This window comes from Ruegeria sp. BHSA191, from assembly GCF_059613325.1.
Genome location: NZ_JBXWSH010000002.1, coordinates 54,462 through 80,022, shown reverse-complemented (window position 1 = coordinate 80,022; position 25,561 = coordinate 54,462). Strand labels below are relative to the sequence as shown.

Here is a 25,561-nt window from a genome sequence, read left to right as displayed (position 1 = left end):
AAACCTATGAGTGATTTTCCGACAAAGGCCCGCGTGGTCATCATCGGCGGCGGCGTGGTGGGGACCTCCTCGCTGTATCATCTGGCCAAGAAGGGCTGGACCGACTGCGTTCTGCTGGAAAAGAACGAGCTGACCGCCGGTTCGACCTGGCACGCGGCGGGCAACGTGCCGACCTTCTCGACCTCGTGGGCGATCATGAACATGCAGCGCTATTCGACCCAGCTGTATTCGCGCCTGGCAGACGAGGTCGATTACCCGATGAACTACCACGTCACCGGCTCGATCCGGTTGGCCCACAGCAAGGAGCGGATGCAGGAATTCGAGCGCGCCGCCGCCATGGGCCGCTATCAGGGCATCCCGATGGAGATCTGGACGCCGGAACAGGCCAAGGAGCGGTATCCGTTTCTGGAACTGCACGATCTGGTCGGGGTTCTGTATGACCCGACCGACGGCGATATCGACCCGGCGCAGCTGACGCAGGCGCTGGCCAAGGGCGCGCGCGACATGGGGCAGAAGATCATCCGGTTCTGCCCTGCCACCGGCGTGACCCAGCATGACGACGGCACCTGGACCGTGCATACCGAGAAAGGCGATATCGACTGCGACTATGTCGTCAACGCCGCCGGTTATTACGCGCAGCGCGTGGGCGAATGGTTCAAGTCCTTTGGCGGCCGCACCGTGCCCGCGATGGTCATGAGCCACCAGTATCTGCTGACCGAGGAAATCCCAGAAATCGAGGCCTGGTCCAAGAAAAACGGTGGCAAGTTGCCACTGCTGCGCGACGTGGATGTTTCCTACTACCTGCGGCAGGAAAAGAACGGCTTCAACCTCGGCCCCTACGAGCCCAACTGCAAGGGCCACTGGATGACCGAGGACGACCCGATGCCCGAGGATTTCAGCTTTCAGCTGTGGAACGACGATCTGGACCGGATCGAGGACATCGTGACCGACGCGATGGAACGGGTGCCGCTGATGGCGACCTCGGGCGTGGGGCGGGTGATCAACGGGCCGATCCCCTATGCGCCCGACGGCCTGCCGCTGATCGGCCCGATGCCCGGCGTCAAGAACGCGTTCGAGGCGCATACCTTCACCTTCGGCATTGCCCAGGGCGGCGGTGCAGGCAAGGTGCTGGCCGAGTGGATCGTGGATGGCGCCACCGAATGGGACATGTGGGCCGTCGATCCGCGCCGCTATACCGACTACACCGATCAGGACTACTGCAACCAGAAAGGCATGGAGGTCTATGGCAACGAATACGCCATGCACTTCCCCCGTCACGAATGGCCCGCCGCGCGCGACAAGAAGCTGTCGCCGGTGCATGCCAAGGTCAAGGAACTGGGCGGCGTCATGGGCGTCTACAACGGCTGGGAGCGCGCCAACTGGTTCGCGCAGCCGGGCGACGACACTTCCGAGGAAAGCACCCACACCTGGGGCCGCTCGGGCCCGTGGGAGCAGCGGATCAAGGAAGAATGCGAGGCCGTGCGCGACCATTGCGGCGTGCTCGACCTGCCGGGTTTCTCGCGCTTTGTCGTCAAGGGCGAAGGCGCGGCCGAGGCGCTGCGCGGGCTGGTCACCGGCAGCCTGCCCAAGGTGGGGCGGATCAACCTCGTCTACATCGCCGACGATCGCGGCCGCATCCTGACCGAGATGTCCTGCATGCGCCTGGGCGAGGATGACTTCGTGATGATCACCGCCGCCACCGCGCAATGGCACGACCGCGACATCCTGAGGAATGCGATGCCCGCGGGCGTCACGGTCGAGGACGTGACCACCACCCGCGACACGTTGATCGTGACCGGGCCAAAATCGCGCCAGATCCTGTCGGGCCTGACCGATGCCGACCTCTCGCTGGGCTGGCTGACCCATCAGGCGGCCACCGTGGCCGGGCAACCCGCCCACCTGATCCGCGTGTCCTTCGCCGGTGAGCTGGGCTGGGAGGTGCATGCGCTGAACGAGCACATGCCCGCGATCTATGATGCGATCTTGGCCGCCGGGGCCAAGCCGTTCGGCATGTATGCTCTGAACAGCCTGCGCATCGAAAAGGGGTATCGCGCGTGGAAGGGCGATCTCAGTACCGACTACTCGCTGCTCGAAGGTGGGCTTGAACGTTTCATCAAGTTCGACAAGCCGCAGGATTTCCCGGGCAAGGCCGCGTTGCTGGCGGAAAAGCAGCAGGGCGTCAAGAAACGCTTCGTCACCCTGATCGTCGAGGCCGGAGACTGCGACGCGCCCTACATGTCCTGCATCTGGAAGGATGGCGAGATCGTGGGCGAGACCACCTCGGGCGACTGGGGCTATCGCGTGAACGCCTCGATCGCGCTGGGCATGGTCCGCAGCGATCTGGCGGTGCCGGGCACCGAGCTCGAGGTCGAAATCTATGGTGAGAAGTGCCGCGCCGTGGTTCAAGAGGACAAACCCCTCTGGGATCCCGAGAACGAACGCCTGCGGGCCTGACCCCTGGCCCGGCCCGCCATTGCCGAAAGGACACGACCAATGAGCAAGACCATGCAGGGTGTCTATCTGACCCGGCACGGCGGGCCCGAGGCGCTGGAATGGCGCGAAGACATCCCTGTTCCGGCCCCCGGGCCGGGGCAGGTGCTGGTCCGCGTCGCCGCGGCCGGCGTCAACAACACCGACATCAACACCCGCATCGGCTGGTATGCGCCCGAGGTGACCGGGGCGACCGATGCGTTCGATCAGGATGTTCAGGCCGGTGGCTGGGGCGGTGCCCTGGCCTTTCCGCGCATTCAGGGCGGTGACCTGTGCGGCATCGTCGAACAGGTCGGCCCCGGCGTCGCCTTCAAACCGGGCCAGCGCGTGACCTGCCCGATCAACCTGCCGCGTCCGCGCCCCGGCAATCCGACTGGATTCATTGCGTTGGGGTCCGAGATCGACGGGGCCTTTGCGCAATACTGCCTGCTCGAGGCCGATGACCTCTACGATGTCACCGCCTCGCCACTGTCGGACGTTGAAATCGCCGCCATTCCTTGCGCGTTCGGCACGGCCGAAAACCTGCTGACCCGCGCGGGCGTGACCGCCGGGCAGAAGGTTCTGATCACCGGCGCCTCGGGCGGCGTCGGGCTGGCGGCGGTGCAACTGGCCGCCTTGCGCGGGGCCTCGGTTGCGGGTGTCACCAGCGCCGCCAAGGCGGATACCGTCCGGGCGCAGGGGGCCTCAGAGACCTTCGAGCGCGACGCGCCGCTGCCGCGCGACGCTTTTGACGTGGTGATCGACGTGGTCGGCGGCCCGGCCTTTCCCGGCCTGATCCGGGCGCTGAAACCGGGCGGCCACTATGCCGTCTCGGGCGCCATCGCCGGGCCGATCGTGCAGGCCGACCTGCGCGAGATCTACCTGCGCGACATCACCATCCACGGCTGCACCCATCAGGCCTTCGAGGTCTTTGGCCGGCTGGTCGAGATGATCAACGCAGGCCGGATCCGGCCGCTGGTGGCAAAAACCTACCCCTTGCGCGACATCGCCAAGGCGCAGGAGGATTTCCAGTCCAAGGCCTTTCCGGGCAAACTGGTGCTAATACCCTAAGGAGTTGCATATGACCGATATCACGCTTCTGGATGGCTCGATCGGGCAGGAACTGGTGAAACGCAGCGGCGACCGGGCGACGCCGCTCTGGTCCACGCGGGTGATGATCGACCACCCCGACCTTGTGGGCGAAGTCCATGCCGACTATTTCCGGCGCGGCGCCACTATCGCGACCACCAACACCTACGCCGTGCACCGCTCGCGCCTTGTGAGGGTGGACATGGAAGACCAGCTGCCCGCCTTGATCGACACCGCGCTGGCCCAAGCCGAACGCGCCCGCGCCGGGTTCCCGCAGGGCCGCATCGCGGGCTCTCTCGGCCCTTTGCTGGCCTCGTACCGCCCAGATCTGAACCCCGACCCGGCCGAGGCGGCGGAAAAATTCCGCGAGATCGTGCAGATGATGGCCGATCGTATCGATCTGTTTCTGATTGAAACCGTCTCGTCAGTGCAAGAGGCTGAGGGCGCGCTGCGCGGCACCGAAGGCTGCGGTAAGCCGGTCTGGCTGGCGCTGACCGTGATGGATGACGACGGCGCCCGCCTGCGCTCGGGCGAGCCGTTGGGCGACATCGCGCCCCTGGTGGACCGCTACGACCCCGAGGCGGTTCTGATCAACTGCTCGCGCCCCGAGGCGATCCCGGCCGCGCTCGAGATCATCAAGGACTTCGGGCGGCCCTTCGGCGCCTATGCCAACGGCTTCACCCGCATCTCCGAGGGGTTCCTTCAGGACGCGCCCACCGTGGACGCGCTGGAACAGCGGCAGGATCTGGGCCCAGAGGCCTACGCCGATCACGCGATGGGCTGGGTCGCGCAGGGGGCCACGATCGTCGGCGGCTGCTGCGAGGTCGGCCCCGATCACATCGAGGCACTGGCGGGCCACCTGCGCGCGGCGGGTCACCGGATCGTCTGAGGGGGAAGGCTTGGCAGAGCGGACGGCACCCTATCCCGAACGGCAATGGCAGGTGGACATCCTCGTCGCCGACGGGTTTGTGCTGACTGAACTGGCCGGGGTGGCCGACGTGCTGCGCATCGCCAACCGGGTCTGCCCTGTGCCGCCCTTCACCTATACCTACCGCTCGCTCCGGGGCGGCACGGTCGCCTGCCGCGCCGGGGCTTATGTCGAGACCGAGCCGGTGATCCGGCAGCCCACTGCGGATTACCTCTTCGTCATCGGCAACACCGACCCGGACCACCCCGACCTGTCGCTGGCGCGGGTGATCTCGGACTATACCCACCGCGGCGCGCAGGTCTTTCTGCTGGCCGAGGCCGCCAGCCGCTACATCAAGGACAAGGGCGCCGAGGATCACGCGACGCATTGGGAAAACGCCTCGTTCCTGCGCGAACGCGGGGCGGGATTCAACGCCAAGTTCTCGATCGCGACGGAACATGGCCCCGTCGTCACCTGTGCCGGAATGGGCGCGACCGTGGATGTGACGCTGGCGCTGATCGGCCGGCATGTCTCGGGCGCGGCCAAGATGACCGTCGCCGACATCATGCTGCATGAAAACATCCGCGATTTCGGCTCGATGCAGCCCTTCTCGGGCGTCAATGCGACCACCACCGGCGACGACAAGCTGGACCAGTGCATCAAGATCATGCAGGCCAATATCGAAGACCCGGTGCCGATCAACGAGATCGTCGCGGCCCTCGGCCTGTCGAACCGCTCGCTGGAGCGCAAGTTCAAGACCTATCTCGGCGCCACGCCTAACGGGTTCTATCGCGAAATGCGGCTGGCAAAGGCCAACAACCTGCTGCTGAACACCACCATGAGCGTGCGCGAGATCGGGCTGGCCTGCGGGTTCCCGAACGGGTTCTCGACCATCTACAAAAGCGTCTACGGCGTTACCCCCTTCGTCATGCGCCGTCAGAGGCGCACGCCCGGCTCACGGTGATTATCGCCGGTTTCGTGACGTTTTTGATGGATTTCCTGCCGCCTTCCCGTGGCAGACTTCGCGCAAGACCCAAGATTCGGAGACATCGGAATGGTTGATCTTCCCAGCAAGGCCCGCGTGGTCATCATCGGCGGCGGCGTGATCGGATGCTCGGTCGCCTATCACCTGACCAAGAAAGGGTGGAAAGACGTGGTGCTGCTGGAACGCAAGCAGCTGACCAGCGGCACCACCTGGCACGCGGCGGGCCTGATCGCCCAGCTGCGCGCCACCGCCAACATGACCAAGCTGGCGAAATACAGCCAGGAACTCTACGGCTCACTCGAAGAGGAAACCGGCGTCGCCACCGGCTTCAAACGCTGCGGCTCGATCACCGTGGCGCTGACGGGGGAGCGCAAGGAAGAGATCTATCGCCAGGCCGCAATGGCCCGCGCCTTCGGAGTCGAGGTCGAGGAGATCTCGAACGAGCGGGTGGCCGAACTGTATCCGCATCTCAATCTGGGTGGGGTCAAGGGTGCGGTCTATCTGCCGCTGGACGGGCAGGGCGACCCGGCCAACATCGCGCTGGCGCTGGCCAAGGGCGCGCGTCAGCGCGGCGCCATCGTCAAGGAGCGGGTAAAGGTCACCGACATCGCCAAACAGGGCCGCCGCGTTACGGGTGTGGACTGGGTGGCTGATGATGGCAGCGCCTCGGGCCATATCGAGTGTGACATGGTGGTCAACTGCGCCGGCATGTGGGGGCATGAGGTCGGCCGCATGGCGGGCGTCAACGTGCCGCTGCACGCCTGCGAGCACTTCTACATCGTGACCGAGAATATCGAGGGCCTGACCCAGCTTCCGGTGCTGAGGGTGCCGGACGAATGCGCCTATTACAAGGAAGACGCCGGGAAAATCCTGCTGGGCGCCTTCGAGCCCAACGCCAAGCCCTGGGCGATGGACGGCATCCCCGACAGTTTCGAGTTCGACCAATTGCCCGAGGATTTCGACCATTTCGAACCGATCCTCGAGGCCGCCTGCAACCGCATGCCGATGCTGGCCGAGGCGGGGATCCACACCTTCTTCAACGGCCCCGAGAGCTTCACGCCCGACGATGCCTATCACTTGGGCCTTGTGCCCGAGATGGACAATGTCTGGGTCGCCGCTGGCTTCAACTCGATCGGGATCCAATCGGCGGGCGGCGCGGGCATGGCGCTGGCCGAATGGATGGACAGCGGCGAGAAACCTTTTGACTTGGGCGATGTGGACATCAGCCGGATGCAGCCCTTCCAGGGCAACAGGAAATACCTGTTCGAACGCTCCAAGGAAACGCTGGGTCTGCTTTATGCCGACCACTACCCCTATCGTCAGAAGGCCACAGCGCGCGGTTTGCGCCGGACGCCGTTCCACCACCACCTGAAAGAACACGGGGCAGTGTTCGGTGAACTGGCCGGGTGGGAGCGCGCCAACTGGTTCGCGAACGAAGGGCAGGAGCGCGAATACCGCTACAGCTGGAAGCGCCAGAACTGGTTCGAGAATTCGGCCGCGGAACACCGCGCGGTGCGCGAGAACGTGGGCATGTACGACATGTCCTCCTTCGGCAAGATCCGGGTCGAAGGCCCTGATGCCGAAAAGTTCCTGAACTATGTCGGCGGCGGCGACTATGCGGTGCCCGTGGGCAAGATCGTCTATACCCAGTTTCTCAACCGCCGCGGCGGGATCGAGGCCGACGTGACCGTCACCCGCCTTTCCGAGACAGCCTATCTGGTGGTCACCCCGGCGGCGACGCGTCTGGCGGACCAGACGTGGATGATGCGCCACGCAGGGAACTACAACGTGGTCATCACCGATGTCACCGCGGCCGAAGGCGTTCTGGCGGTGATGGGGCCGAATTCACGGGCCTTGCTGGAAAAGGTATCGCCCAACGACTTCTCGAACGCGGCAAACCCCTTCGGCACCGCGCAGGAGATTGAGATCGGCATGGGCCTCGCCCGCGCCCACCGCGTCACCTATGTGGGCGAGCTGGGCTGGGAGATCTACGTCTCGTCCGACATGGCGGGCCACGTCTTTGAAACGCTGCACGAAGCGGGGCAGGAGATGGCGCTGAAACTCTGCGGCATGCACATGATGGACAGCTGTCGGATCGAAAAGGGTTTCCGCCATTTCGGCCATGACATCACCTGCGAGGATCACGTGGTGGATGCCGGGTTGGGCTTTGCCGTCAAGGTGGACAAGGGTTGTAACTTCATCGGCCGCGAAGCGGTGATCGCCCGCAAGGAAAGCGGCCCGAAATCGCGCCTGGTGCAATTCCGCCTGACCGATCCCGAGCCGCTGCTTTTCCACAACGAACCGATCATCCGGGATGGCGAGTATGTGGGCTATCTCAGCTCGGGCAACTATGGCCACACGCTGGGCGGTGCCATCGGTTTGGGCTACGTGCCCTGCGAGGGGGAAAAGGCTGCGGACGTGCTGGCTTCGACCTACGAGATCGACGTGTGCGGAACGAAAGTCCGGGCCGAGGCGTCGCTCAAGCCGATGTATGACCCGAAATCCGAACGGGTGAAGGTGTGACCTGCCGGATTGGTGGGGGCTCTGCCCCCGCCGCCTTCGGCGTCTTCCCCGGGATATTTTCAGCCAGATGAAGTGGGCTCTCCCCTTCTTCATCTGGCCCCAAATATCCCGGAGCGCGAGGCAGAGCCTCGCAAAATATTCTTCAAACAAGGCGGGACGTGTCGTGTCCGATCAAGACCCGTGATGGCCGACGCAACAGAAATCCGTATTCCCTTCGCCGCGCAACCTGCCATATGAACCGGGTACAACGCTCGGAGAACCTGAATGGCGCAGCCCGCATTCACCACCGACTCTGGGGACACGCCCAAGGGGCTGGCCCTCGCCGTCACGGCCTATCTGCTGTGGGGGTTCCTGCCGCTTTACATGAAGGCCATGGCGCATATTTCTCCGGTCGAAGTGGTGGCCCATCGGATTATTTGGTCGGTGCCTGTTGCGGGGCTGCTGCTGATCGCGCTGGGCCGGACTGGCGATCTGAAGGCTGCTCTGCGTGATCCGGGCATGCTGGGAATGGCTTGCCTGACTGCTGCGCTGATCTCGGTGAACTGGGCTATCTATGTCTGGGCCATTGCCAGCGGCAACGCTTTGGATGCGGCGCTGGGGTATTACATCAACCCACTGTTCAGCATTGCGCTGGGGGCGATCCTGTTGCGGGAATCTTTGACGCGCACTCAAAAGATCGCTGTTGGTCTGGCGGCCCTGGGCGTGCTGGTTCTTATCCTCGAGGCCGGGCGCCTGCCTTGGGCCGCCTTGGGTCTGATGATCAGCTGGGGGTTCTATGCCTTTCTCAAGCGGTCTCTGCCCATCGGGCCGAACCAGGGTTTTCTGCTCGAGGTGCTGATCCTGTTGGTGCCGGCGCTGGCCTATGTGACCTGGCTGGGTGCCATGGGCGAAGGGCATTTTGGTTTGGTGGCCAGCGACACTTTGCTTCTGGCGGGCGCAGGAATCGTCACGGCGGTGCCTCTGCTGGTCTATGCCAACGGGGCCAAGATGGTGCGGCTGTCGACCATGGGCATCCTTCAGTACATCGCGCCAACGATGATCTTCATCACCGCGATCACCGTTTTCGGCGAGCAGGTCGACCGGGGACGGATGATTGCATTTCCGCTGATCTGGTCGGCGCTGGTGGTGTATTCACTGCCGATGATCCGGCAGGTGCGCGGTCAGGCCTGATCGAGGATCAACCGAGCCACCTGATGGGCCCAGAGAGCATAGGCCTTGGGGCTGGGGTGGTACCCGTCCGGTGCGGCCAGGGCCGGATCGTCCGGCAGAGTCAGGGCCAGGTGTCGCGCTTGCGGATACCGGCTCATGGCCTTTTGCAACCCGGTGTCCAGACGCGCCGCTTGTCGGCCCAACACCCAGGCTAAAGGCTGCGGCAAGGCCGGAAACCGCTCCATCTGTGGGACGCCGGTTGCGATGATACGACGGACACCCAGGTCGCGGGTGAGGCAGTCAAACAGATCGGATTGGTGTTTCTGGAACTGTTTGACCGTCGCACCACGGGTCACGTCATTCACCCCAAGCGCGGTGACGGCAACGTCGAAGGAATCGGTCATGTCACTCAGTGCCTCGATCGTGTCCCGCGTGGTGTGACCGGTGGTCGCGATCAGGCACCACTCGACGCTGAAATGCGGTGCAAGCTGGCGGATCAATTGCCCCGAGAGCGCCTGATCCTGGGTGCCGGCGCCGACGCCCGCCGCCGAGCTGTCGCCGGCAATCAGCAGGCGTAGTCGGGGGCCTTTTCCATGACGCCCCTCGCGCGGGCCGGATGGCTCGGGCAGTCGCAGCGCGCGTTGGCGCACCAGTAAGGCCTGCACCGCCAGCAGCGGAAGCAGAGGCAGTCGGGCGATCTGGTCCACGCCGACGGGGGCAGCCATGGTCAGCCCAACGCTGACTTGAATTCCAGGAAACGGGCGTCGGTCATCACGCGCGCCATCATCGCCTCGCGCAGCGCGCCGATGGTCTTGTAGGGGCGCATGACTACCTCGAAGGTCTGGATCAGCCCGTCGTCGTTCAGAGTGATCAGGTCCACGCCCACCGCGTCCAGATCGCCGACCTTGCACTGAAACTCCAGCGCCCAGTCCTTGCCCGCGCCCATGATCCGGCGATAGCGGAACTGGGAAAACACCTGGCCTACATGGGCCAGCACCGCCGCCACCGGCGCGCGTCCCGTCCAAGTGCTGTAGTAGGTCGGCGGCATGAACCGCACATCTTCGGCCAGCAATTCGTGGATCAGGCTCTCGTCGCCCTTGGCAACCACCTCCTGTATGCGTTCGATCGTCGGGTGCATCTCGTCTCCTCCGCTTGGGGGTGAGAGTTGCGCGAACAGCACCCCCATCGCAAGGACGACGTTGCGAGAACCCACGCCCTGCGATAGGCAGCGCGCATGAGCGATACCTATGATCCGCCCCAAACCCCGCTGGACGTGCTGCACGAGGACGCGCAGGTAATCGTCGTGAACAAACCGGCGGGTTTGCTGTCGGTGCCCGGGCGGGGGGCGCATCTGGCCGATTGCCTCCTGACCCGCGTTCAGGCGGCCTTTCCCCAGGCGCTGCTGGTGCATCGGCTGGACCGCGACACATCGGGGGTTATGATCTTTGCCCAGACGCCGCATGCGCAGAAATACCTGGGCCAGCAGTTCGAGAACCGGCAGACCCGCAAGACCTATATCGCGCGGGTCTGGGGGCGGGTCGAACCCAAGGCCGGAACCGTCGATCTGCCATTGATCGTGGATTGGCCGAACCGGCCGCGGCAGATGGTCTGCCATGAAACCGGCAAGCCTGCGTTGACCGATTGGCGCGTGGTCCGGCACGACGGCGACACGACCCGCATCCGCCTGTATCCCAAGACCGGGCGCTCGCACCAACTGCGGGTCCACATGCAGACGCTTGGCCATCCCATTCTGGGCGATCCGTTCTATGCCGAAGGGCCCGCGCGGAATTTTCCGCGCCTGATGCTGCATTCCGAGGAGTTGCGCGTCAAACACCCCGAGGATGGCGTGTCGATGAAATTCCGCTCCGCGCCAGATTTCTGACCCTCTTTGCCCCGGCGGGCAGGTATTCGCCGATCTCGCCATTTTGTCGCTTGAGCCGTATTGCTGCTGGCATGATAAAATGTCGTCAACGAAGTAGCCCGAAAAACGGGTACAGGAGCAGAAGGTGATTCCATGACGATTTCCAGATTCGCGCTGCCGCTGGGACTGAGCGCTGCCCTTATTCTGGGCGCGTGTACCGATCCGGGGACCCTGCGAGTGCAGGACGACCCGAACCAGAACGCCAGGCAGGGAGCCATTCTGGGTGGCCTGATCGGGGCTGGTGTGGGGGCCATCGCCAATGATTCCAACCCAGGACTGGGCGCGTTGGCCGGGGCGGCCATCGGTGCTGCTGGGGGCGGGTTGATCGGCAACCAGTTGGACAAACAGGCCGCCGAGCTGCGCCAGCAACTGGCCAATGACGGCATCACCATCGTGAATGCCGGTGACCGGCTGATCGTCACCGTGCCCAACGACATCACCTTCGACACCGACAGCGCCACTGTTCGTCCGGCGCTGCGGGCCGATCTGGTACGGGTCGGTCAGAACCTTGTGAATTACCCCAAGTCCAATGTGCAGATCATCGGCCATACCGACAGCGACGGCGATGCGGGCTACAACCAGGCCCTGTCGGAACGTCGCGCCAATGCGGTCGCCGACATCCTGCAGGCCAACGGGGTCAGCTATGCGCGCATCACGACCATCGGGCGGGGTGAAAATCAGCCGATCGCCTCGAACCTGACGCCCGAGGGCAAGGCACAGAACCGACGGGTCGAGATCGTGATCGTGCCCAGCGGGAACGCCTGACACGCGACAGACAACACGATGGGGTCGCGGCGCGCGACCCCTTCTTTTTGCACATTGACTGCGCGTCAAGCGCGCTATGGTTAGCGGCTGGAACGGCTAAACTGCAACCAGACACGATGATGGAGTTTCCCCATGTCCGACCCTATCCTTCTGGGCCTGTCCGGCTCGTTGCGGCAGAACGCCACGAACCGCAGGCTGCTGCGAGAGGCCGCCCGGTTGTTCAATCCTGGGACGTTCATCGAGGCTGATCTGAACCTGCCGCTCTATGATGGCGACCTCGAAGACAGCGCCGGGATACCGGACAAGGTGCAATTGCTGGCGGATCAGATCACCCAGGCGCATGCGGTGGTCATCTCGACGCCCGAATACAACAAGGGGCCGTCGGGCGTGCTGAAGAACGCGCTGGATTGGGTCAGCCGCACCAAGGGGCGGCCCTGGGCCGACAAGCCTGTGGCGGTGATGTCGGCGGCGGCAGGCCGGGCCGGGGGCGAACGGGCGCAGATGATCCTGCGGGCGTTCATGGTGCCGTTTCAGCCGCGCGTTCTGGCAGGGCCGGAACTGCACCTGGCCGACAGTTCGAACGAATTCGACGATCAGGGACGACTGATCAGCGACCGATACGAGGCGACGCTGCGCGAGTTGATGCAGAAGTTGCGGGCCGAAGCCGGGTTTTAGGCCGATGGGCCATCTTGCCGGCCGGATGGGCGCGGCCTAGGGTGCCGCCATGACCGACCGTTCCGCCGAAACCCAAACCGACGTGATGGACCCTGCCCGCGCCGCGGCCTTGCAGATTGCGTTGGGTCAAACCGCATCGATCGAGGCCGGCTCAGCACTGCCGCCCTTCTTTCACCAGCTGTATTTCTGGTCCCCGCGCCCGCCGGCCGAGCTTGGGCGCGACGGGCACCCGGCCGTAGGGGATGGGCTGATCCCCGACCTTGGGCTGCCGCGCCGGATGTGGGCGGGCGGGCGGCTGCGTTTTCACTCGCCGCTGCGCGCAGGCGTGATGGCCGAGCGCCGCTCGGTACTTGAGCAGGCTACCACGAAAACTGGACGCACCGGGCCTTTGGGCTTCGTCACCCTGCGCCACGAGATCCGTCAGGGCGGAACCCTGTGCCTGACCGAATGGCAGGATCTGGTCTATCGCCAGGACCCCGCAGCGGATGCGCGTAAGCCGATTCCGCCTGTCGCGCGGACCGACGAGACCGATGCGCGCACCGTCAGGTTCGATTCGACGCTGCTGTTCCGCTACTCGGCGCTCACCTTCAATGGCCACCGCATTCACTATGATCTGGACTATGCCCGCGATGTCGAAGGCTATGACGGGCTGGTCGTGCATGGCCCGTTGCTGGCGCAGCATCTGATGCTGCTGGCGACCGATCTGCTGGGGCCGCTGGCCGAGTTCTCGTTTCGGGCCTCGTCGCCGCTGATGCATTTCGAACCGGCCACGTTGTGCCGCAACGGGAATGACCTCTGGGTGCGTGGGCCGGACGGACGGCAGTGCATGCAGGCCTGCGCCGTCGCGCAGTCAGAGTGACGCGTCGGGTCGGAAACCCTCGGGGATGGTGTCGCGGTCTTCCAGAACCAGATCGGCCATGACTTGGGCCACTTTGGGGGCCATGCCGAACCCGATCTTGAACCCGCCATTGGCGATGAACTGACCCTTGTGCAGTGGATGCGCGCCCAGCATCGGCGCGCGGCTTTTGCTGCGGGGGCGCACACCGGCCCAGCGTTCGATCACCTCGGCCCCGTGCAGCACCGGCACCGCGCGCAGGGCGCGTTCGATCACGTCGTCCAGGGCAGCATCGGTGCTGGTGGGGTCATCATAGTCGCGCTCGGACGTCGATCCGATTGCCAGCGTCCCGTCGGCATGGGGCACGATGTGGATCGCATCGGCAAACAGCTGCGGCACGTCGCCCGCGTTGAAGCGCAGCAAGGCCGCCTGCCCCTTGACGCCAGATCCGACGGTCCTGCCGAAGGCCCGCGACAGCTCAAGCAGCCCGGCCACGCCGGTGGCATGGATCACCCGGCCCCGGTCGGGCGCTTCGGCAGCGACCTCGACCCCCATCGTGGCAAGGGCGGCCACCAGCGCGGCACAGGCCCGGCGCGGGTGCATCCGCGCGCTGAGCGTGTCGTGAATGACAAATCCAGTGGGGCTGGGCGGGCACCAGGCGCCGACCTCCTCGACCCGCCGCACCGTCCAATCGGCGCGGCCCTGCCACAGGCTGCGGGCGGTCTCGGCGCGTTGATGCGCCAGGTCCAGCCCGCGCTGATCGGCGATCGGCTGCAGCCGCCCCAACCGGGCGTAGCCGGGCGACACGCCGCCGGTGGCCTCGACTTGTGTCCAGAAGGGTTCGGCCATCAGCAGGCTTTCGAACTGAAACGCCTTCTTGTCGTTCCAGTTTTCCGGCACATGCGGCGCCAGCGCCCCAACCAGCCCGCCGCTGGAGCCGGCGCCCGGTCCGAACGGGTCCACGACCTGAACCCTGGCCCCGCGCCGGGCGCAGGTCCAGGCGATGGACAGGCCGAAAATCCCGGCGCCGCGGATCGTAACATCGACCATTGCCAAACCTCTTTCCCTTGTTCAGTGTCGCGCCGCCTAGCTACAGGATTCCCTAATGGCAGACCAGCGCGCCGAATTGTCGTGGACGGACGAAACCATCCCGGTGTCGAACCGGTTCGACGACCCTTATTTCAGCCTGCAAAACGGGCTGGAGGAGACCCGCCACGTCTTTCTGGCGGGCAATGACCTGCCGGCCCGGTTCGCCCCCGGCTTTCACATCGCTGAGCTGGGCTTTGGCACTGGGCTGAACATGCTGACGGCCTGGGCCGCGTGGGAGACCTCGGGGCAGAGCGGCCCGCTGACCTTCACCAGTTTCGAGGCGTTTCTGATGGACCCGTCCGACATGGCGCGCGCGCTGGCGGCTTTTCCCCGGATCTCGCCCTGGGCAGGCCGGTTTCTGGACGCGTGGCAGGGCGGGACCTGTGACCTGGGGTCGTTGCGCCTGACGGTGATCGAAGGGGATGCCCGCCAGACGCTTCCGGGGTGGAGCGGCCAGGCGGATGCGTGGTTTCTCGATGGGTTTTCACCGGCCAAGAACCCCGAGTTGTGGCAGCCGGACCTGATGCGGCAGGTGGCCGATCACACCGCCCCCGGCGGCACGGCGGCCACCTACACGGCGGCCGGATTCGTGCGCCGCGGCCTGCAGGAGGCCGGGTTCGAGGTTGCCCGCGCACCGGGCTATGGCCGCAAGCGGCACATGACCCGGGCGGTCAAGCCATGAGCCAGCAGAACAACGTGAAGGCCGGCATTGCCCTGATGGTCGGCGCGACCATCGTGTTTGCCCTGCAGGACGGGATCTCGCGTCACCTGGCGGGCACCTACAACACCTACATGGTGGTGATGATCCGATACTGGTTCTTCGCGCTTTTCGTGCTGGCGCTTGCGGCGCGGGCGCCGGGTGGTCTGGCCGCTGCGGCGCGGACCCGGCAGCCGGGGTTGCAGATCCTGCGCGGCCTTCTGCTGGCGGGCGAGATCTGCGTGGCGGTCTATGGGTTCACCATCCTAGGCCTGATCGAAAGCCAGGCGGTGTTCATCTGCTATCCGCTTCTGGTGGCCGCGCTCAGCGGGCCGGTTCTGGGCGAGACGGTCGGCTGGCGCCGGTGGGCCGCGATCGGGGTGGGGTGCATCGGCGTTCTGATCATCCTTCAGCCGGGGATGGGCGTGTTCAACCCTTGGGCGGTAATCCCGCTGATCTCGGCGTTTATGTTCGCGGTTTACGGGTTGCTGACGCGCTATGTGGCGCGTCAGGACAGCACCGCCACCAGTTTTTTTTGGACCGGCGTGGTGGGCGCCGTGTTCATGACCGCGATCGGCCTGTGGTTCTGGGAGCCGATGGTGCCGCGCGACTGGCTGTGGATGGGCCTGCTGTGCGTGACCGGGGTTCTGGGGCACTGGCTGCTGATCAAGTGCTATGAGATGGCCGAGGCCAGCGCGGTGCAGCCCTTTGCCTATTTCCACCTGATGTGGAGCGCCATCCTGGGGATCACGATCTTTGACGAAACCCTGCGCCCTGCCGTGGTGGCGGGCGCTGCGCTGGTGGTGGCCGCGGGGCTGTTCACCCTATGGCGCGAACGCCGCCAGGGTTGATCCGTTCAGTTCCCTCGAAAACGGGATAGGCAGCGCCGGCTTGCCCAGCCGCGCGCGATAGACGGGCAGGCTTTCCGTCACCCGCATCACATAGTTGCGGGTCTCGGAAAACGGGATGGTCTCGATCCAGTCGATCATGTCCACCTCGCCGCGCAACGGGTCGCCGTAGCGTTCCCTCCACGAGATCGGCCGGTTCGGTCCGGCATTGTAGCCGGCGGCCATCATCACGACGTTTCCGTCGAAATCGGCCGCCAATTTGGCAAGGTAATTGGCCCCCAGCTTGGCGTTGTACTGCCAGTCTGCGGTCAGCCGAGGGGTCTTGTGCCCGCTTAGAATGCCCAATTCCTGCGCCACCAGCTTGGCGGTGGCGGGCATCACCTGCATCAGGCCGCGCGCACCCGCGCCGCTGACCACTACCGGGTCGAACTCGCTTTCTCGGCGGGCGATGGCCAGAACCATCTCTTCGGCCATCGGCAGGCGCATGTCGGCCACGGGGTGCATCGGGTAATAGGCCGCGGGCAGAACGACCCCTTCGGTCGCCGCGCGCTTGGCGATCATCACGGCCAGGTGCGGCTCGTTCAACTCGATAGCCAGGTCGCCCAATTGGCCGGCCTGTACCGGGTCCAGCCCCTCGACCAGATGGGTCAGGAACCGTTCGGCAAGGTCGCGTTCGCCCGCGCGCAGCAGCAGCAACCCGGCCTTCAGAACGCTGGAATTCGCAAAATCGGCCTGTTTCCAATGTGGCGCCCGGCGCGGGTTGGCCAGATCGTCGTCGAACGGGCGGCCGATTTGTTCGGCCGCCAGCAGCCCGTAGAACGACGTCTGATAGTCTGCCCCCAAGGCAAAGGCTTCATAGGCTTTCTCGGCGTTGCCCTGCGCGGCATAGGCCCGGCCCAGCCAATACCCGCCCCGACCCATCGAGATCGGCGATTGAACCGCGCCGAGGAAATTCTGGAAATGCCGCACCGCCGTGTCGGGATCGTTCAGCCTGCGCAGGGCCAGAAACCCCGACAGCCACTCGAGGTCGGCATAGCCATAGCCCATCTCGGGGGTCATGTGGTGGTTGGCGGCAATGGCATAGGCGCGGTTCGCATCGCCCTGACGCATCTCCAGCCGCGCCAGCCGACGCCGCCCCTCGGCCCATTTGTCGGGCTCGCCCAGGGCCTCGGGGCTGGTCGAGCGGGTCAGCATCAGGTCGATGGCGCTGTCGTCCAGTTCCTTGCGGTCACGCCATACGAAACGGTCGAAGGCCAGCCCCGGATCATCGGCAAGCGCCTTGGGCACCGCGGCGATCTTGGCATCCACGCCGGGCGCGCGTTTTTGCAGCGCGATCCGGGCCTCGGCCAGTTTGCGATAGTCGCTGCCCACCAGCGGCAGCATCTGAGCCGCGCTGATCAGGTGCCCGTCCCACAGCATCCGGTCCAGCCGGGCCTGATGATGCGGTTTCAGCAGTTTGCCGAAGTTTTCAACGTAGTCCTTTTGCAGGCCCTCTCCCATCGGCATGGTGCGCCACGCAGTCACGATATCGGCCTGCGCGTCGCCGACCCGTCCCTTCGCCATCAATGCGATGGCATGGTTCAGGGCGCCTTCGGCCGTTTGCGGAGGGGTGTCCCGGTAGAATTTAAGAACCCGGTCGGGGTCGGCGCCGGTGAAGGTCGGCTCGCTTTTGCGGCGCAACCAGGCCAGTCCGGGCCAGTCGGGCCGCCGGTCAAGAAATACCAGAACGTCGCCCGAACTGCCGAATCCCTGGCGCAGCCAGTGCCACACGATGATGTCGCGCGAAACCGAGCCGCGCGCGCCTGCGACGCGTAGGGCTTCGTTCCAATCTCCGGCACGCATTTCCGCCAGTCCGGCCCGCAGGTCGGCCACGCTGTCGGCGCGCGCGTTTCCGATCTGCATCGTCATCGCCAGAATCGCCGTGGCAATCAGCGCCAGAATCCGTGTCATCCCTTGCATTTCCCGACCAACCGTGGATACAGCCATTCAGGATAAACCTTGCGCCGCCGGGATCAACTCAAGAAACCTAAATTCGTGTCGGCCCGCGACGCACATCACACGATTGAACCTCAAGGAGCGTTCCATGTTCAAAGGCTCGATGCCAGCTCTTGTCACCCCGTTCCGCAACGGCGAGTTGGACCTGGATACGCTCAAACAATTGGTGGAATGGCAGATTGCCGAAGGGTCGACCGGTCTGGTGCCGGTGGGCACGACCGGCGAGAGCCCGACGCTGAGCCACGAGGAACACGAAACCGTGGTGGCCGAGGTGGTCAAGGCCGCCGCGGGGCGCGTGCCGGTAATTGCCGGGGCCGGGTCGAACAACACGGTCGAGGCGATCCGCTTCGTGCGATTCGCGCAGAAGGTCGGCGCCGATGCCGCTCTGGTCGTGACGCCCTATTACAACAAGCCCACCCAACGGGGGTTGTTGACCCATTTCCGCGCCTTGCACGACTGCGCCGACATTCCGATCATCATCTACAACATCCCCGGCCGGTCGGTCATCGACATGACCCCGCAGACGATGGGCGAACTGGCCCAGCTGCCGCGGATCGTCGGCGTCAAGGACGCCACCGGCGATCTGGCCAGGGTCAGCCAGCAGCGCGCCACCTGCGGTACCGATTTCATCCAACTGTCGGGCGAGGACGCGACGGCGCTGGGCTTCAACGCCCATGGCGGGGTCGGCTGCATCTCGGTCACCGCGAACGTGGCGCCGAAACTGTGTGCCGAGTTCCAGCAGGCAACACTGGCGGGCGATTACGCCACGGCGCTGGAGTACCAGGACCGCCTGATGCCGCTGCACGAGGCGATCTTCATCGAACCCGGCCTTGTCGGTGCCAAATATGCCCTCAGCAAGCTGGGCCTGTGCTCGGAAGAGGTGCGCTCGCCGCTGACGACGCTGGAGGACGGCACAAAGCAGGCCATCGACGCGGCGATGTGCCACGCGGGCCTTCTCTGATCCGGCGCGGGCGGTCCGCCCGCCTGCCTCCGGGAGTGAGCGGCCGGGGGTCTCTCGTCAGCGCTTGCCGTAGTACAGGCCGACCACATGTTCGGCCTGGGCAAAGAACAGCCATCGGGAAACGGCCACGCCAGCAAGGTGCGACAGCACCGCCAGCGCGGCGAACAGGTGGTTGAACGGTAGCGCCAGCAGAAGCACGGGCAGCACGAAGGCCAGACCAAAGGAAATCACCCGCAGCTTTTCGGCATGTTTGCGTCCGACGACGTGCACGAACTCCCGCAGCAGATAGTTGGTGCCCGTATGCGGGGGCTCGAAGGCGCGCACGGTGCCGCGGTCGCCCAGACCGGTGGCCGTGGCGAGCGTGGTGCCCGCATTCGCGAAAGCCTGGTCGCCCTGACGCCAGTACAGGATCTGGATCAGGGCCGCGATCAGCAGCAGTGGAATGGCCAGGGCCGTCTGCCCCGCCAAAAGCGCCCCGCCCGCCAGGCTGAAACTGAGAAACATGGCCGGGGTCAGCTTCATGTTCCAGCGCGGGATCGTCTTGAGCTGCGTGTAGATCATCGCAGTCGTGAATACGGTCGCCAGCGACAGCAGCGATCCCAGCAGGCCCAGCCCGGCCCAACGCTGGCCGAGGAAAATCACGCCGATAGCATAGAGCCCCATGACCATCAGGGCCAGAACCGCGCACCAGCCCTCGCGACTGAGCCAACTGGTCTTCCATTGGGTGAACGCCTTGAGCGCGCGTTCGGGATGGCCGAGGTGAAAGGTCGAGGCCAGAAGCCCGCCCACCGCCAGCGCATAGGCGATGGCGAAGAACACGAACGCCACCCAACCCGAGACATTCGGCAAGCCCAGCCCCAGAAAAAACATCAGGCCGAAGCCCAGCCCCGACAGGGTTGTGAACACGATGACAGAGGGTGCGGGATGCATGTCAGAGCTTCTCCAATGCCTTGTCCAGCCAGCCAAGGAAGCCCTTCGGCTCGTCGGCGACCGGCGCCAGCAGGGGCGCCAGGATGTCGATCTGGTCTTCGACCGTGTCCTTGGGGCGGGGTGGCAGGTATTTGTTGACGGGTTTGGTGCCCATTTCAGGCATCAGATCCATGCCGCCGCGCTCGGACACCAGTTGGCTGACCTCGCTGTCGGGGTCGCCCAGGTCGCCGAAATGACGGGCGCCCGCGGGGCAGGTCCGCACGCAGGCGGGAACGCGGTCTTCCTCGGGCAGGTTGTCGTTGTAGATGCGATCGACACACAGGGTGCATTTCTTCATGACGCCCTCTGCGGCGTCCAGTTCGCGCGCGCCATATGGGCAGGCCCAGGCGCACAGGCCGCAACCGATGCAGTCGCTTTCATTGACCAGCACGATCCCGTCCTCGACCCGCTTGTAGCTGGCGCTGGTTGGGCAGACGGTGACGCAGGGCGCATCCTCGCAATGCAGGCAGGATTTGGGGAAATGGATCAGTTGGGCGGCACCTTCCGCCGGCTGCACCTCGTAGGAGTGCACCCGGTTCAGAAATGTGCCCGAGGGGTCGGCTCCATAGGCGTCCTGATCGGACAGGGGGGCGCCGTAATTCTCGGTGTTCCAGCCCTTGCAGGAGATCACGCAGGCATGACAGCCCACGCAGGTGTCCAGGTCGATGACCAGGCCCATCTTTCGTTCGGTGGATTGGGGGAGTTGGGTCATAGTGTCTGCTCGTGTTCCGGGCCGGGAGAGGTGAGGGTGCCAGCCCCCTCTTGAGCCTGGCGGCTCAATTCACCCCCGGGATATTTCGGGCCAGATGAAGGACGGGGCAGGGTCATTTGCCGACCTTCCACGCAAGATCCTTGGGGCCGGTGCCGACCGGAGATTTGATTAGCGGGAATTCCGGTTGGCTTTGGGCGTCTGCCGGTGTTTCGGCTTTTTCGATCTTGACCTTCAGGTCAAACCAGGCGGCCTGTCCCGTGATCGGGTCGGAATTTGCCCAGCGCAGGCCGTCGCCCTTGGGCGGCAGCAGTTCGTGGATCAGGTGGTTGAGCAGGAAGCCCTTGTTCGCCTCGGGCGCGTCGGGCTGCAGGGCCCAGGCGCCCTTGCGTTTGCCGATGGCGTTCCATGTCCAGACGGTGTTTTCGTTGAGCGCGGCCATCTCCATGACCGGCACAGTGATTTCGCCGTGTGGGGAGGTGACGCGAGCCCAGTCGCCGTCTTTCAGCCCGTGCTCCCGCATCAGTTTGGTGGGGACATAAAGCGGGTTGCGTCCATGCAGTTGGCGCAGCCACGCGTTCTGGCTGCCCCAGCTGTGATACATTGCCATCGGGCGCTGGGTCAGGGCGTTGATGGTATAGCCATCGTTGCCGGTCTGGTCGGTTTCGTACCAGATGGGCAGTGGATCCATTTTGTGTCTGATCTGGTCGCGCAGGTGGTCGGGCGGCTGGCGGTCGCCGTGACCTTCAGCGGCCAGCTGGAATTTGCGCATCGGCTCGGAATAGAGTTGGAACAGGTAGGGTTGAGGGCTGTCATACAGGCCCATTCCCACCGCCCAGTCCTGATACGCAGTGTTCCAGGGTTTGTAGTAGAGCGCCGCATCGGGAATGTGCTCGACGAAAAACCCACCGTTTTCGATGTAGCGGTTCAGCTGGTCGGGGTTCACATCGCCGCGCCCCACCTGCGAGCCATCGGCGCCGCGGAAGCCGGCCAGCGGGCCGATGCCTGGTTTGCGCTGGTGGTTGACCATGTAGTCGGCATAGTCGGTCCATTTCGGGCTTCCATCCTCGTTGGTGAAGCCCGGCAGTTTCATGCGGTTGGCCAGTTCGATCAGAACCGATTGAAAGCCACGCACGTCGCGGTCGGGTTCGATGACCGGCCAGCGGATCGCGTCGGCGGCGGCGTCGGCCTCGCAGATCGGGCGGTCGAGCAGCGAAATGCAGTCGTGACGCTCGAGATACGTGGTGTCGGGCAGGATCAGGTCGGCATAAGCCACCATTTCCGAGGAATAGGCATCGGAGTAGATGATGCGCGGGATGGCATATTTGCCGTCTTCGTTCCGGCGGGTCAGCATCTCGATCACGCCGCTGGTGTTCATGGTCGAGTTCCACGACATGTTCGCCATGTACATGAACAACGTGTCGATCTTGTAGGGATCACCCGCCGCCGCATTCGATATCACCATGTGCATTAGCCCGTGGGCTGACATGGGGTTTTCCCAAGTGAAGGCCTTGTCGATGCGCTGCGGCGTGCCGCAGTCGTCCAGCAGAAGGTCCTCGGGGCCGCGGGGAAAGCCAAGATGCGGACCATCCAGCGGTCGGCCGGGGCGGCGATCGCCATGTGGTGTAGGGTGGGCCTCGACGGGTTTGGGATAGGGCGGTTTGAACCGGAAGCCGCCGGGAACTTCGACCGTGCCCAGCAGGATCTGCAGGCTGTGCAGCGCACGACAGGTCTGAAACCCGTTGGCATGGGCCGAAATGCCGCGCATGGCATGGAAACTGACCGGCCGCCCCACCATTTTGCTGTGCGTCTCGCCGCGGAAGTCGGTCCATTCTTGGTCCAGCTCGAACGCCTCGTCAAAGGCGACGCGGGCCAGTTCGGCGGCGATGGCCCGGATGCGTTGGGCCGGGATGCCGCATGTGTCGGCAACGGCTTCCGGCGCGTATTCGTCGCTGAGGTAACGTTCGGCCATCAGGTGGAAGACCGGCCTGTGGGTGACGCCATCGCGTGTGTATTGCGCCGACAGGTCGGGGCGCACGCCGGGTTTGTCGAATGCCGCAGGCTGCCCGGTAATGCGGTCGATCACAAGCGGCTTGCCGTCAGCGTCGCGCAGAAACAGACCCTTTTCCGGGCCTTCCTGGGCATTCACCAGAACGGGTGCGTTGGTATAGCGGCTAAGATAGTCCAAATCGATCTTGCCGGCTTTCATCAGCACATGGATCAGCGACAGGATGAAAAGCCCGTCGGTGCCCGGAGTTATCCCCACCCAGTCGTCGGCAACCGCGTTGTACCCCGAGCGGACCGGGTTCACGCCGATCACGCGTGCGCCGCGCGCCTTGATCTTGCCGATCCCCATCTTGATGGGGTTGCTGTCGTGATCCTCGGCCACCCCGAACAGCATGAACAGCTTGGTATGGTCCCAGTCGGGCTGTCCGAATTCCCAGAAAGCACCCCCCATCGTATAGATTCCGCCTGCCGCCATGTTGACCGAACAGAACCCACCATGCGCGGCATAGTTTGGTGTGCCGAAATTCTGGGCCCAGAACGAGGTGAAGCTTTGGCTTTGGTCGCGACCCGTGAAGAACGCCAGTTTCTGAGGTGCGGTTTCGTGCAGTTCGTGCAGCCAGCCGACGGCGGTGCTGATCGCTTCGTCCCACTCGATTTCGCGGAATTCACCCGAGCCACGCGGCCCGACGCGACGCAGCGGTTTGCGCAGCCGGGACGGGGCGTTCACCTGCATGATCCCCGCGCTGCCCTTGGCGCACAGCACGCCCTTGTTCACGGGGTGGTCGCGGTTGCCCTCGATATAGGCGACCTTGCCATCCTTGAGGTGCACGTTGATCCCGCAGCGGCAGGCGCACATGTAGCAGGTGGTCTTGCGGACCTCGTCCGAAACTTCGGGTGACGTATCCAGCTTTGGTTGGCTCATGTGTTTCCCTGTGGCTCATGGCCGCCAATGTTGCGCAGGCGGTTCTATCTTGACGCTACTCTAGGCAATTCCCCGTCCCGATCCAGAGGCTTGCGCCGTTCGGGCCGGTGCGTCGACGTGCGGATCACCGCCCGTGGCCCGGGCGATGATCGGGTTTCAGGCGCCCGGTCGCGTCAGGCGCCGGTCTGCGGCCGCATGTCGTCGCGGCTGATGCCGGCCACCGCCACCGGCTTTTTCATCGCATCGCGGCGGAACGGTTCGCCCAGTTCCTGGTTGATCAAGGCTTCGATCAGGGTGGTGATGCCGTTTTTCTGATCTTCGATCGCTTGTGCCAAGGCTGCGGTCAGTTCATCCATGGTGCGGGCCACCACGCCCTTCAGGCCGCAGGCCTGCGCGATGCCGGCATACGAGACCTTGGTGTCCAACTCGGTCCCCACGAAGTTGTCGTCAAACCACAGGGTCGAGTTCCGCTTCTCGGCGCCCCACTGGTAGTTGCGGAACACGATCTGGGTCACGGCGGGCCATTCCTCGCGGCCGATCGCGGTCAGTTCGTTCACCGCGATGCCGAATGCGCCGTCACCGGCAAAGCCCACGACCGGCACGTCCGGGCAGCCGATCTTGGCGCCGACGATGGCCGGCAGGCCATATCCGCAGGGGCCGAACAGGCCCGGCGCGAGGTATTTGCGGCCCGCCTCGAAGGACGGATAGGCGTTGCCGATGGCGCAGTTGTTGCCAATGTCCGAGCTGATGATGGCCTCTTTCGGCAGGGCGGCCTGAATGGCGCGCCAGGCCATGCGGGGGCTCATCCAGTCGGGCTTGGCGGCACGGGCGCGCTCGTTCCAGGTGGTGCCCGGGTCGTCGTCCTCGTGGTCCATGCTGGTCAGCTGCTGGGCCCAGCGCGATTTCTTTTCGGCGATCTTCGCCTTGCGTTCGGCGCGACCTTCGTCGCCCGCGGTGTCGCTCAGCTGGTTCAGGATGCCGGTCGCCACCTTGGCCGCGTCACCCACGATGCCCACGGTGACCTTCTTGGTCAGGCCGATTCGGTCGGGGTTGATGTCAACTTGGATGATCTTGGCGTCGGCTGGCCAGTATTCCATGCCATAGCCCGGCAGGGTCGAGAACGGGTTCAGGCGGGTGCCGAGGCACAGCACAACGTCGGCCTCCTTGATCAGCTCCATTGCAGCCTTGGACCCGTTGTAGCCCAGCGGGCCGGCGAACAGCGGGTGGCTGCCGGGGAAGGCGTCGTTGTGCTGGTAGCCGACGCAGACCGGGGCATCCAGACGCTCGGCCAGCGCCTTCGAGGCTTCGATCCCGCCCTTGGACAGAACCACGCCGGCACCGTTCAGGATAACGGGGTTCTTCGCCTTCGAAAGCAGCTCGGCCGCCTGGGCCACGGCGGTTTCACCGCCCGAGGGGCGCTCGAACTCGACGATGGCGGGCAGTTCGATGTCGATCACCTGGGTCCACATGTCGCGCGGGATGTTGATCTGGGCCGGGGCGCTGGCGCGCTTGGCCTTCATGATGACCCGGTTCAGCACCTCGGCCACGCGCGACGGGTCGCGGACCTCTTCCTGATAGGCGACCATGTCCTCGAACAGTTTCATCTGCTCGACTTCCTGAAAGCCACCCTGACCGATGGTCTTGTTCGCGGCTTGCGGCGTGACCAGCAGCAGCGGGGTGTGGTTCCAGTAGGCGGTCTTCACGGCAGTGACGAAGTTGGTGATGCCGGGGCCGTTCTGGGCGATCATCATCGACATCTTTCCGGTGGCGCGGGTGTAGCCGTCGGCCATCATGCCAGCCGATCCTTCGTGAGCGCAGTCCCAGAACATGATTCCGGCCTTGGGGAACAGGTCCGAGATCGGCATCATGGCCGAACCGATGATCCCGAACGCATGTTCGATCCCGTGCATTTGCAGCGTTTTTACAAAGGCCTCTTCCGTGGTCATTTTCATCTGGGCGATCTCCGAACAGGGGTGAAAACAGGCAGGCGCGCCGCCTGGGTCGCCATAGGTTTTGGCGCAATGCCGGCCACCGGGTTAGGGCCAG

General features: G+C 64.8%; 21 protein-coding genes. 13 read left to right on the top strand and 8 right to left on the bottom strand.

Features of this window, described 5'->3' with window-relative positions; genetic code table 11:
* Positions 1-6 precede the first annotated feature (6 nt).
* From AC2FNS_RS02260 to rarD, 6 genes are all read left to right on the top strand, one after another.
* Positions 7-2,454 carry a GcvT family protein gene (locus AC2FNS_RS02260; protein ID WP_496803766.1) on the top strand — a complete coding sequence of 816 codons (2,448 nt, stop codon included), beginning with the start codon at positions 7-9 and terminating at the stop codon, positions 2,452-2,454.
* Between the two features lie 39 nt (positions 2,455-2,493).
* Positions 2,494-3,540, top strand: coding sequence for an alcohol dehydrogenase family protein (locus tag AC2FNS_RS02255; RefSeq protein ID WP_496797434.1), 1,047 nt, complete (start codon positions 2,494-2,496; stop codon positions 3,538-3,540).
* 10 nt (positions 3,541-3,550) lie between these two features.
* Complete coding sequence (locus tag AC2FNS_RS02250; protein ID WP_496710738.1) at positions 3,551-4,447, top strand: homocysteine S-methyltransferase family protein; 897 nt, start codon at positions 3,551-3,553, stop codon at positions 4,445-4,447.
* Between the two features lie 10 nt (positions 4,448-4,457).
* Positions 4,458-5,429 carry a GlxA family transcriptional regulator gene (locus AC2FNS_RS02245; protein ID WP_496710737.1) on the top strand — a complete coding sequence of 324 codons (972 nt, stop codon included), beginning with the start codon at positions 4,458-4,460 and terminating at the stop codon, positions 5,427-5,429.
* A 90-nt stretch (positions 5,430-5,519) separates the two neighbouring features.
* Positions 5,520-7,973, top strand: coding sequence for a GcvT family protein (locus AC2FNS_RS02240; RefSeq protein ID WP_496797435.1), 2,454 nt, complete (start codon positions 5,520-5,522; stop codon positions 7,971-7,973).
* A gap of 264 nt (positions 7,974-8,237) precedes the next feature.
* Positions 8,238-9,143, top strand: coding sequence for an EamA family transporter RarD (rarD, locus tag AC2FNS_RS02235; RefSeq protein WP_496710735.1), 906 nt, complete (start codon positions 8,238-8,240; stop codon positions 9,141-9,143).
* Here the strand turns inward: rarD and AC2FNS_RS02230 are convergent.
* Entirely contained in the window at positions 9,134-9,847 is a 714-nt protein-coding gene (locus tag AC2FNS_RS02230) for an SGNH/GDSL hydrolase family protein (protein ID WP_496710734.1), read from the bottom strand. The genes rarD and AC2FNS_RS02230 overlap by 10 nt on opposite strands.
* Before the next feature lie 2 nt (positions 9,848-9,849).
* Positions 9,850-10,260, bottom strand: a complete 411-nt coding sequence (locus tag AC2FNS_RS02225) for a nuclear transport factor 2 family protein (RefSeq protein WP_496680383.1) — start codon at positions 10,258-10,260, stop codon at positions 9,850-9,852.
* A 96-nt stretch (positions 10,261-10,356) separates the two neighbouring features.
* Between AC2FNS_RS02225 and AC2FNS_RS02220 the strand changes: the two genes are divergently transcribed.
* The 4 genes from AC2FNS_RS02220 (at position 10,357) to AC2FNS_RS02205 (ending at position 13,342) form a co-directional block, all read left to right on the top strand.
* Positions 10,357-11,004 (top strand): RluA family pseudouridine synthase, encoded by a 648-nt coding sequence (locus AC2FNS_RS02220; protein WP_496710733.1) that lies wholly within the window; start codon positions 10,357-10,359, stop codon positions 11,002-11,004.
* A gap of 132 nt (positions 11,005-11,136) precedes the next feature.
* On the top strand, positions 11,137-11,808 hold the full coding sequence (locus AC2FNS_RS02215; RefSeq protein ID WP_496710732.1) for a YiaD family glycine zipper/OmpA-like lipoprotein: 672 nt from the start codon (positions 11,137-11,139) through the stop codon (positions 11,806-11,808).
* A 132-nt stretch (positions 11,809-11,940) separates the two neighbouring features.
* Positions 11,941-12,483 (top strand): NADPH-dependent FMN reductase, encoded by a 543-nt coding sequence (locus AC2FNS_RS02210; RefSeq protein ID WP_496680388.1) that lies wholly within the window; start codon positions 11,941-11,943, stop codon positions 12,481-12,483.
* A gap of 49 nt (positions 12,484-12,532) precedes the next feature.
* On the top strand, positions 12,533-13,342 hold the full coding sequence (locus AC2FNS_RS02205; protein WP_496710731.1) for an HTD2 family dehydratase: 810 nt from the start codon (positions 12,533-12,535) through the stop codon (positions 13,340-13,342).
* On the opposite strand, the gene AC2FNS_RS02200 is transcribed toward AC2FNS_RS02205, so the two are convergent.
* Entirely contained in the window at positions 13,334-14,368 is a 1,035-nt protein-coding gene (locus AC2FNS_RS02200) for an NAD(P)/FAD-dependent oxidoreductase (protein ID WP_496680391.1), read from the bottom strand. The two genes, AC2FNS_RS02205 and AC2FNS_RS02200, sit on opposite strands and share 9 nt — an antisense overlap.
* A 55-nt stretch (positions 14,369-14,423) precedes the next feature.
* Between AC2FNS_RS02200 and mnmC2 the strand changes: the two genes are divergently transcribed.
* Together mnmC2 and AC2FNS_RS02190 are read left to right on the top strand one after the other, a co-directional pair.
* Positions 14,424-15,089, top strand: coding sequence for a tRNA (5-methylaminomethyl-2-thiouridine)(34)-methyltransferase MnmC2 (gene mnmC2 / locus AC2FNS_RS02195; RefSeq protein WP_496710730.1), 666 nt, complete (start codon positions 14,424-14,426; stop codon positions 15,087-15,089).
* Positions 15,086-15,955, top strand: a complete 870-nt coding sequence (locus AC2FNS_RS02190) for a DMT family transporter (RefSeq protein ID WP_496710729.1) — start codon at positions 15,086-15,088, stop codon at positions 15,953-15,955. Before mnmC2 ends, AC2FNS_RS02190 begins: the two co-directional genes overlap by 4 nt.
* Here AC2FNS_RS02190 and AC2FNS_RS02185 read toward each other — a convergent pair.
* The gene (locus AC2FNS_RS02185; protein WP_496710728.1) at positions 15,929-17,902 is read right to left on the bottom strand and encodes a lytic transglycosylase domain-containing protein; all 1,974 of its coding nucleotides are present in this window, start codon (positions 17,900-17,902) and stop codon (positions 15,929-15,931) included. The two genes, AC2FNS_RS02190 and AC2FNS_RS02185, sit on opposite strands and share 27 nt — an antisense overlap.
* Positions 17,903-18,035: 133 nt before the next feature.
* On the opposite strand from AC2FNS_RS02185, the gene dapA reads away from it, so the two are divergent.
* Positions 18,036-18,908: a 4-hydroxy-tetrahydrodipicolinate synthase gene (dapA, locus tag AC2FNS_RS02180; RefSeq protein WP_496803765.1), complete on the top strand. Its 873-nt coding sequence runs from the start codon at positions 18,036-18,038 to the stop codon at positions 18,906-18,908.
* A gap of 57 nt (positions 18,909-18,965) precedes the next feature.
* On the opposite strand, the gene AC2FNS_RS02175 is transcribed toward dapA, so the two are convergent.
* The 4 genes from AC2FNS_RS02175 to xsc form a co-directional block, all read right to left on the bottom strand.
* Positions 18,966-19,838, bottom strand: a complete 873-nt coding sequence (locus tag AC2FNS_RS02175; protein WP_496680401.1) for a dimethyl sulfoxide reductase anchor subunit family protein — start codon at positions 19,836-19,838, stop codon at positions 18,966-18,968.
* 1 nt (position 19,839) lies between these two features.
* On the bottom strand, positions 19,840-20,589 hold the full coding sequence (locus AC2FNS_RS02170) for a 4Fe-4S dicluster domain-containing protein (protein WP_496803764.1): 750 nt from the start codon (positions 20,587-20,589) through the stop codon (positions 19,840-19,842).
* A 112-nt stretch (positions 20,590-20,701) separates the two neighbouring features.
* A complete protein-coding gene (locus AC2FNS_RS02165; protein WP_496710725.1) occupies positions 20,702-23,515 on the bottom strand; it encodes a molybdopterin oxidoreductase family protein in 2,814 nt (937 codons plus the stop codon).
* A 173-nt stretch (positions 23,516-23,688) separates the two neighbouring features.
* On the bottom strand, positions 23,689-25,467 hold the full coding sequence (gene xsc / locus AC2FNS_RS02160) for a sulfoacetaldehyde acetyltransferase (protein ID WP_496710724.1): 1,779 nt from the start codon (positions 25,465-25,467) through the stop codon (positions 23,689-23,691).
* Between the last annotated feature and the right edge of the window lie 94 nt (positions 25,468-25,561).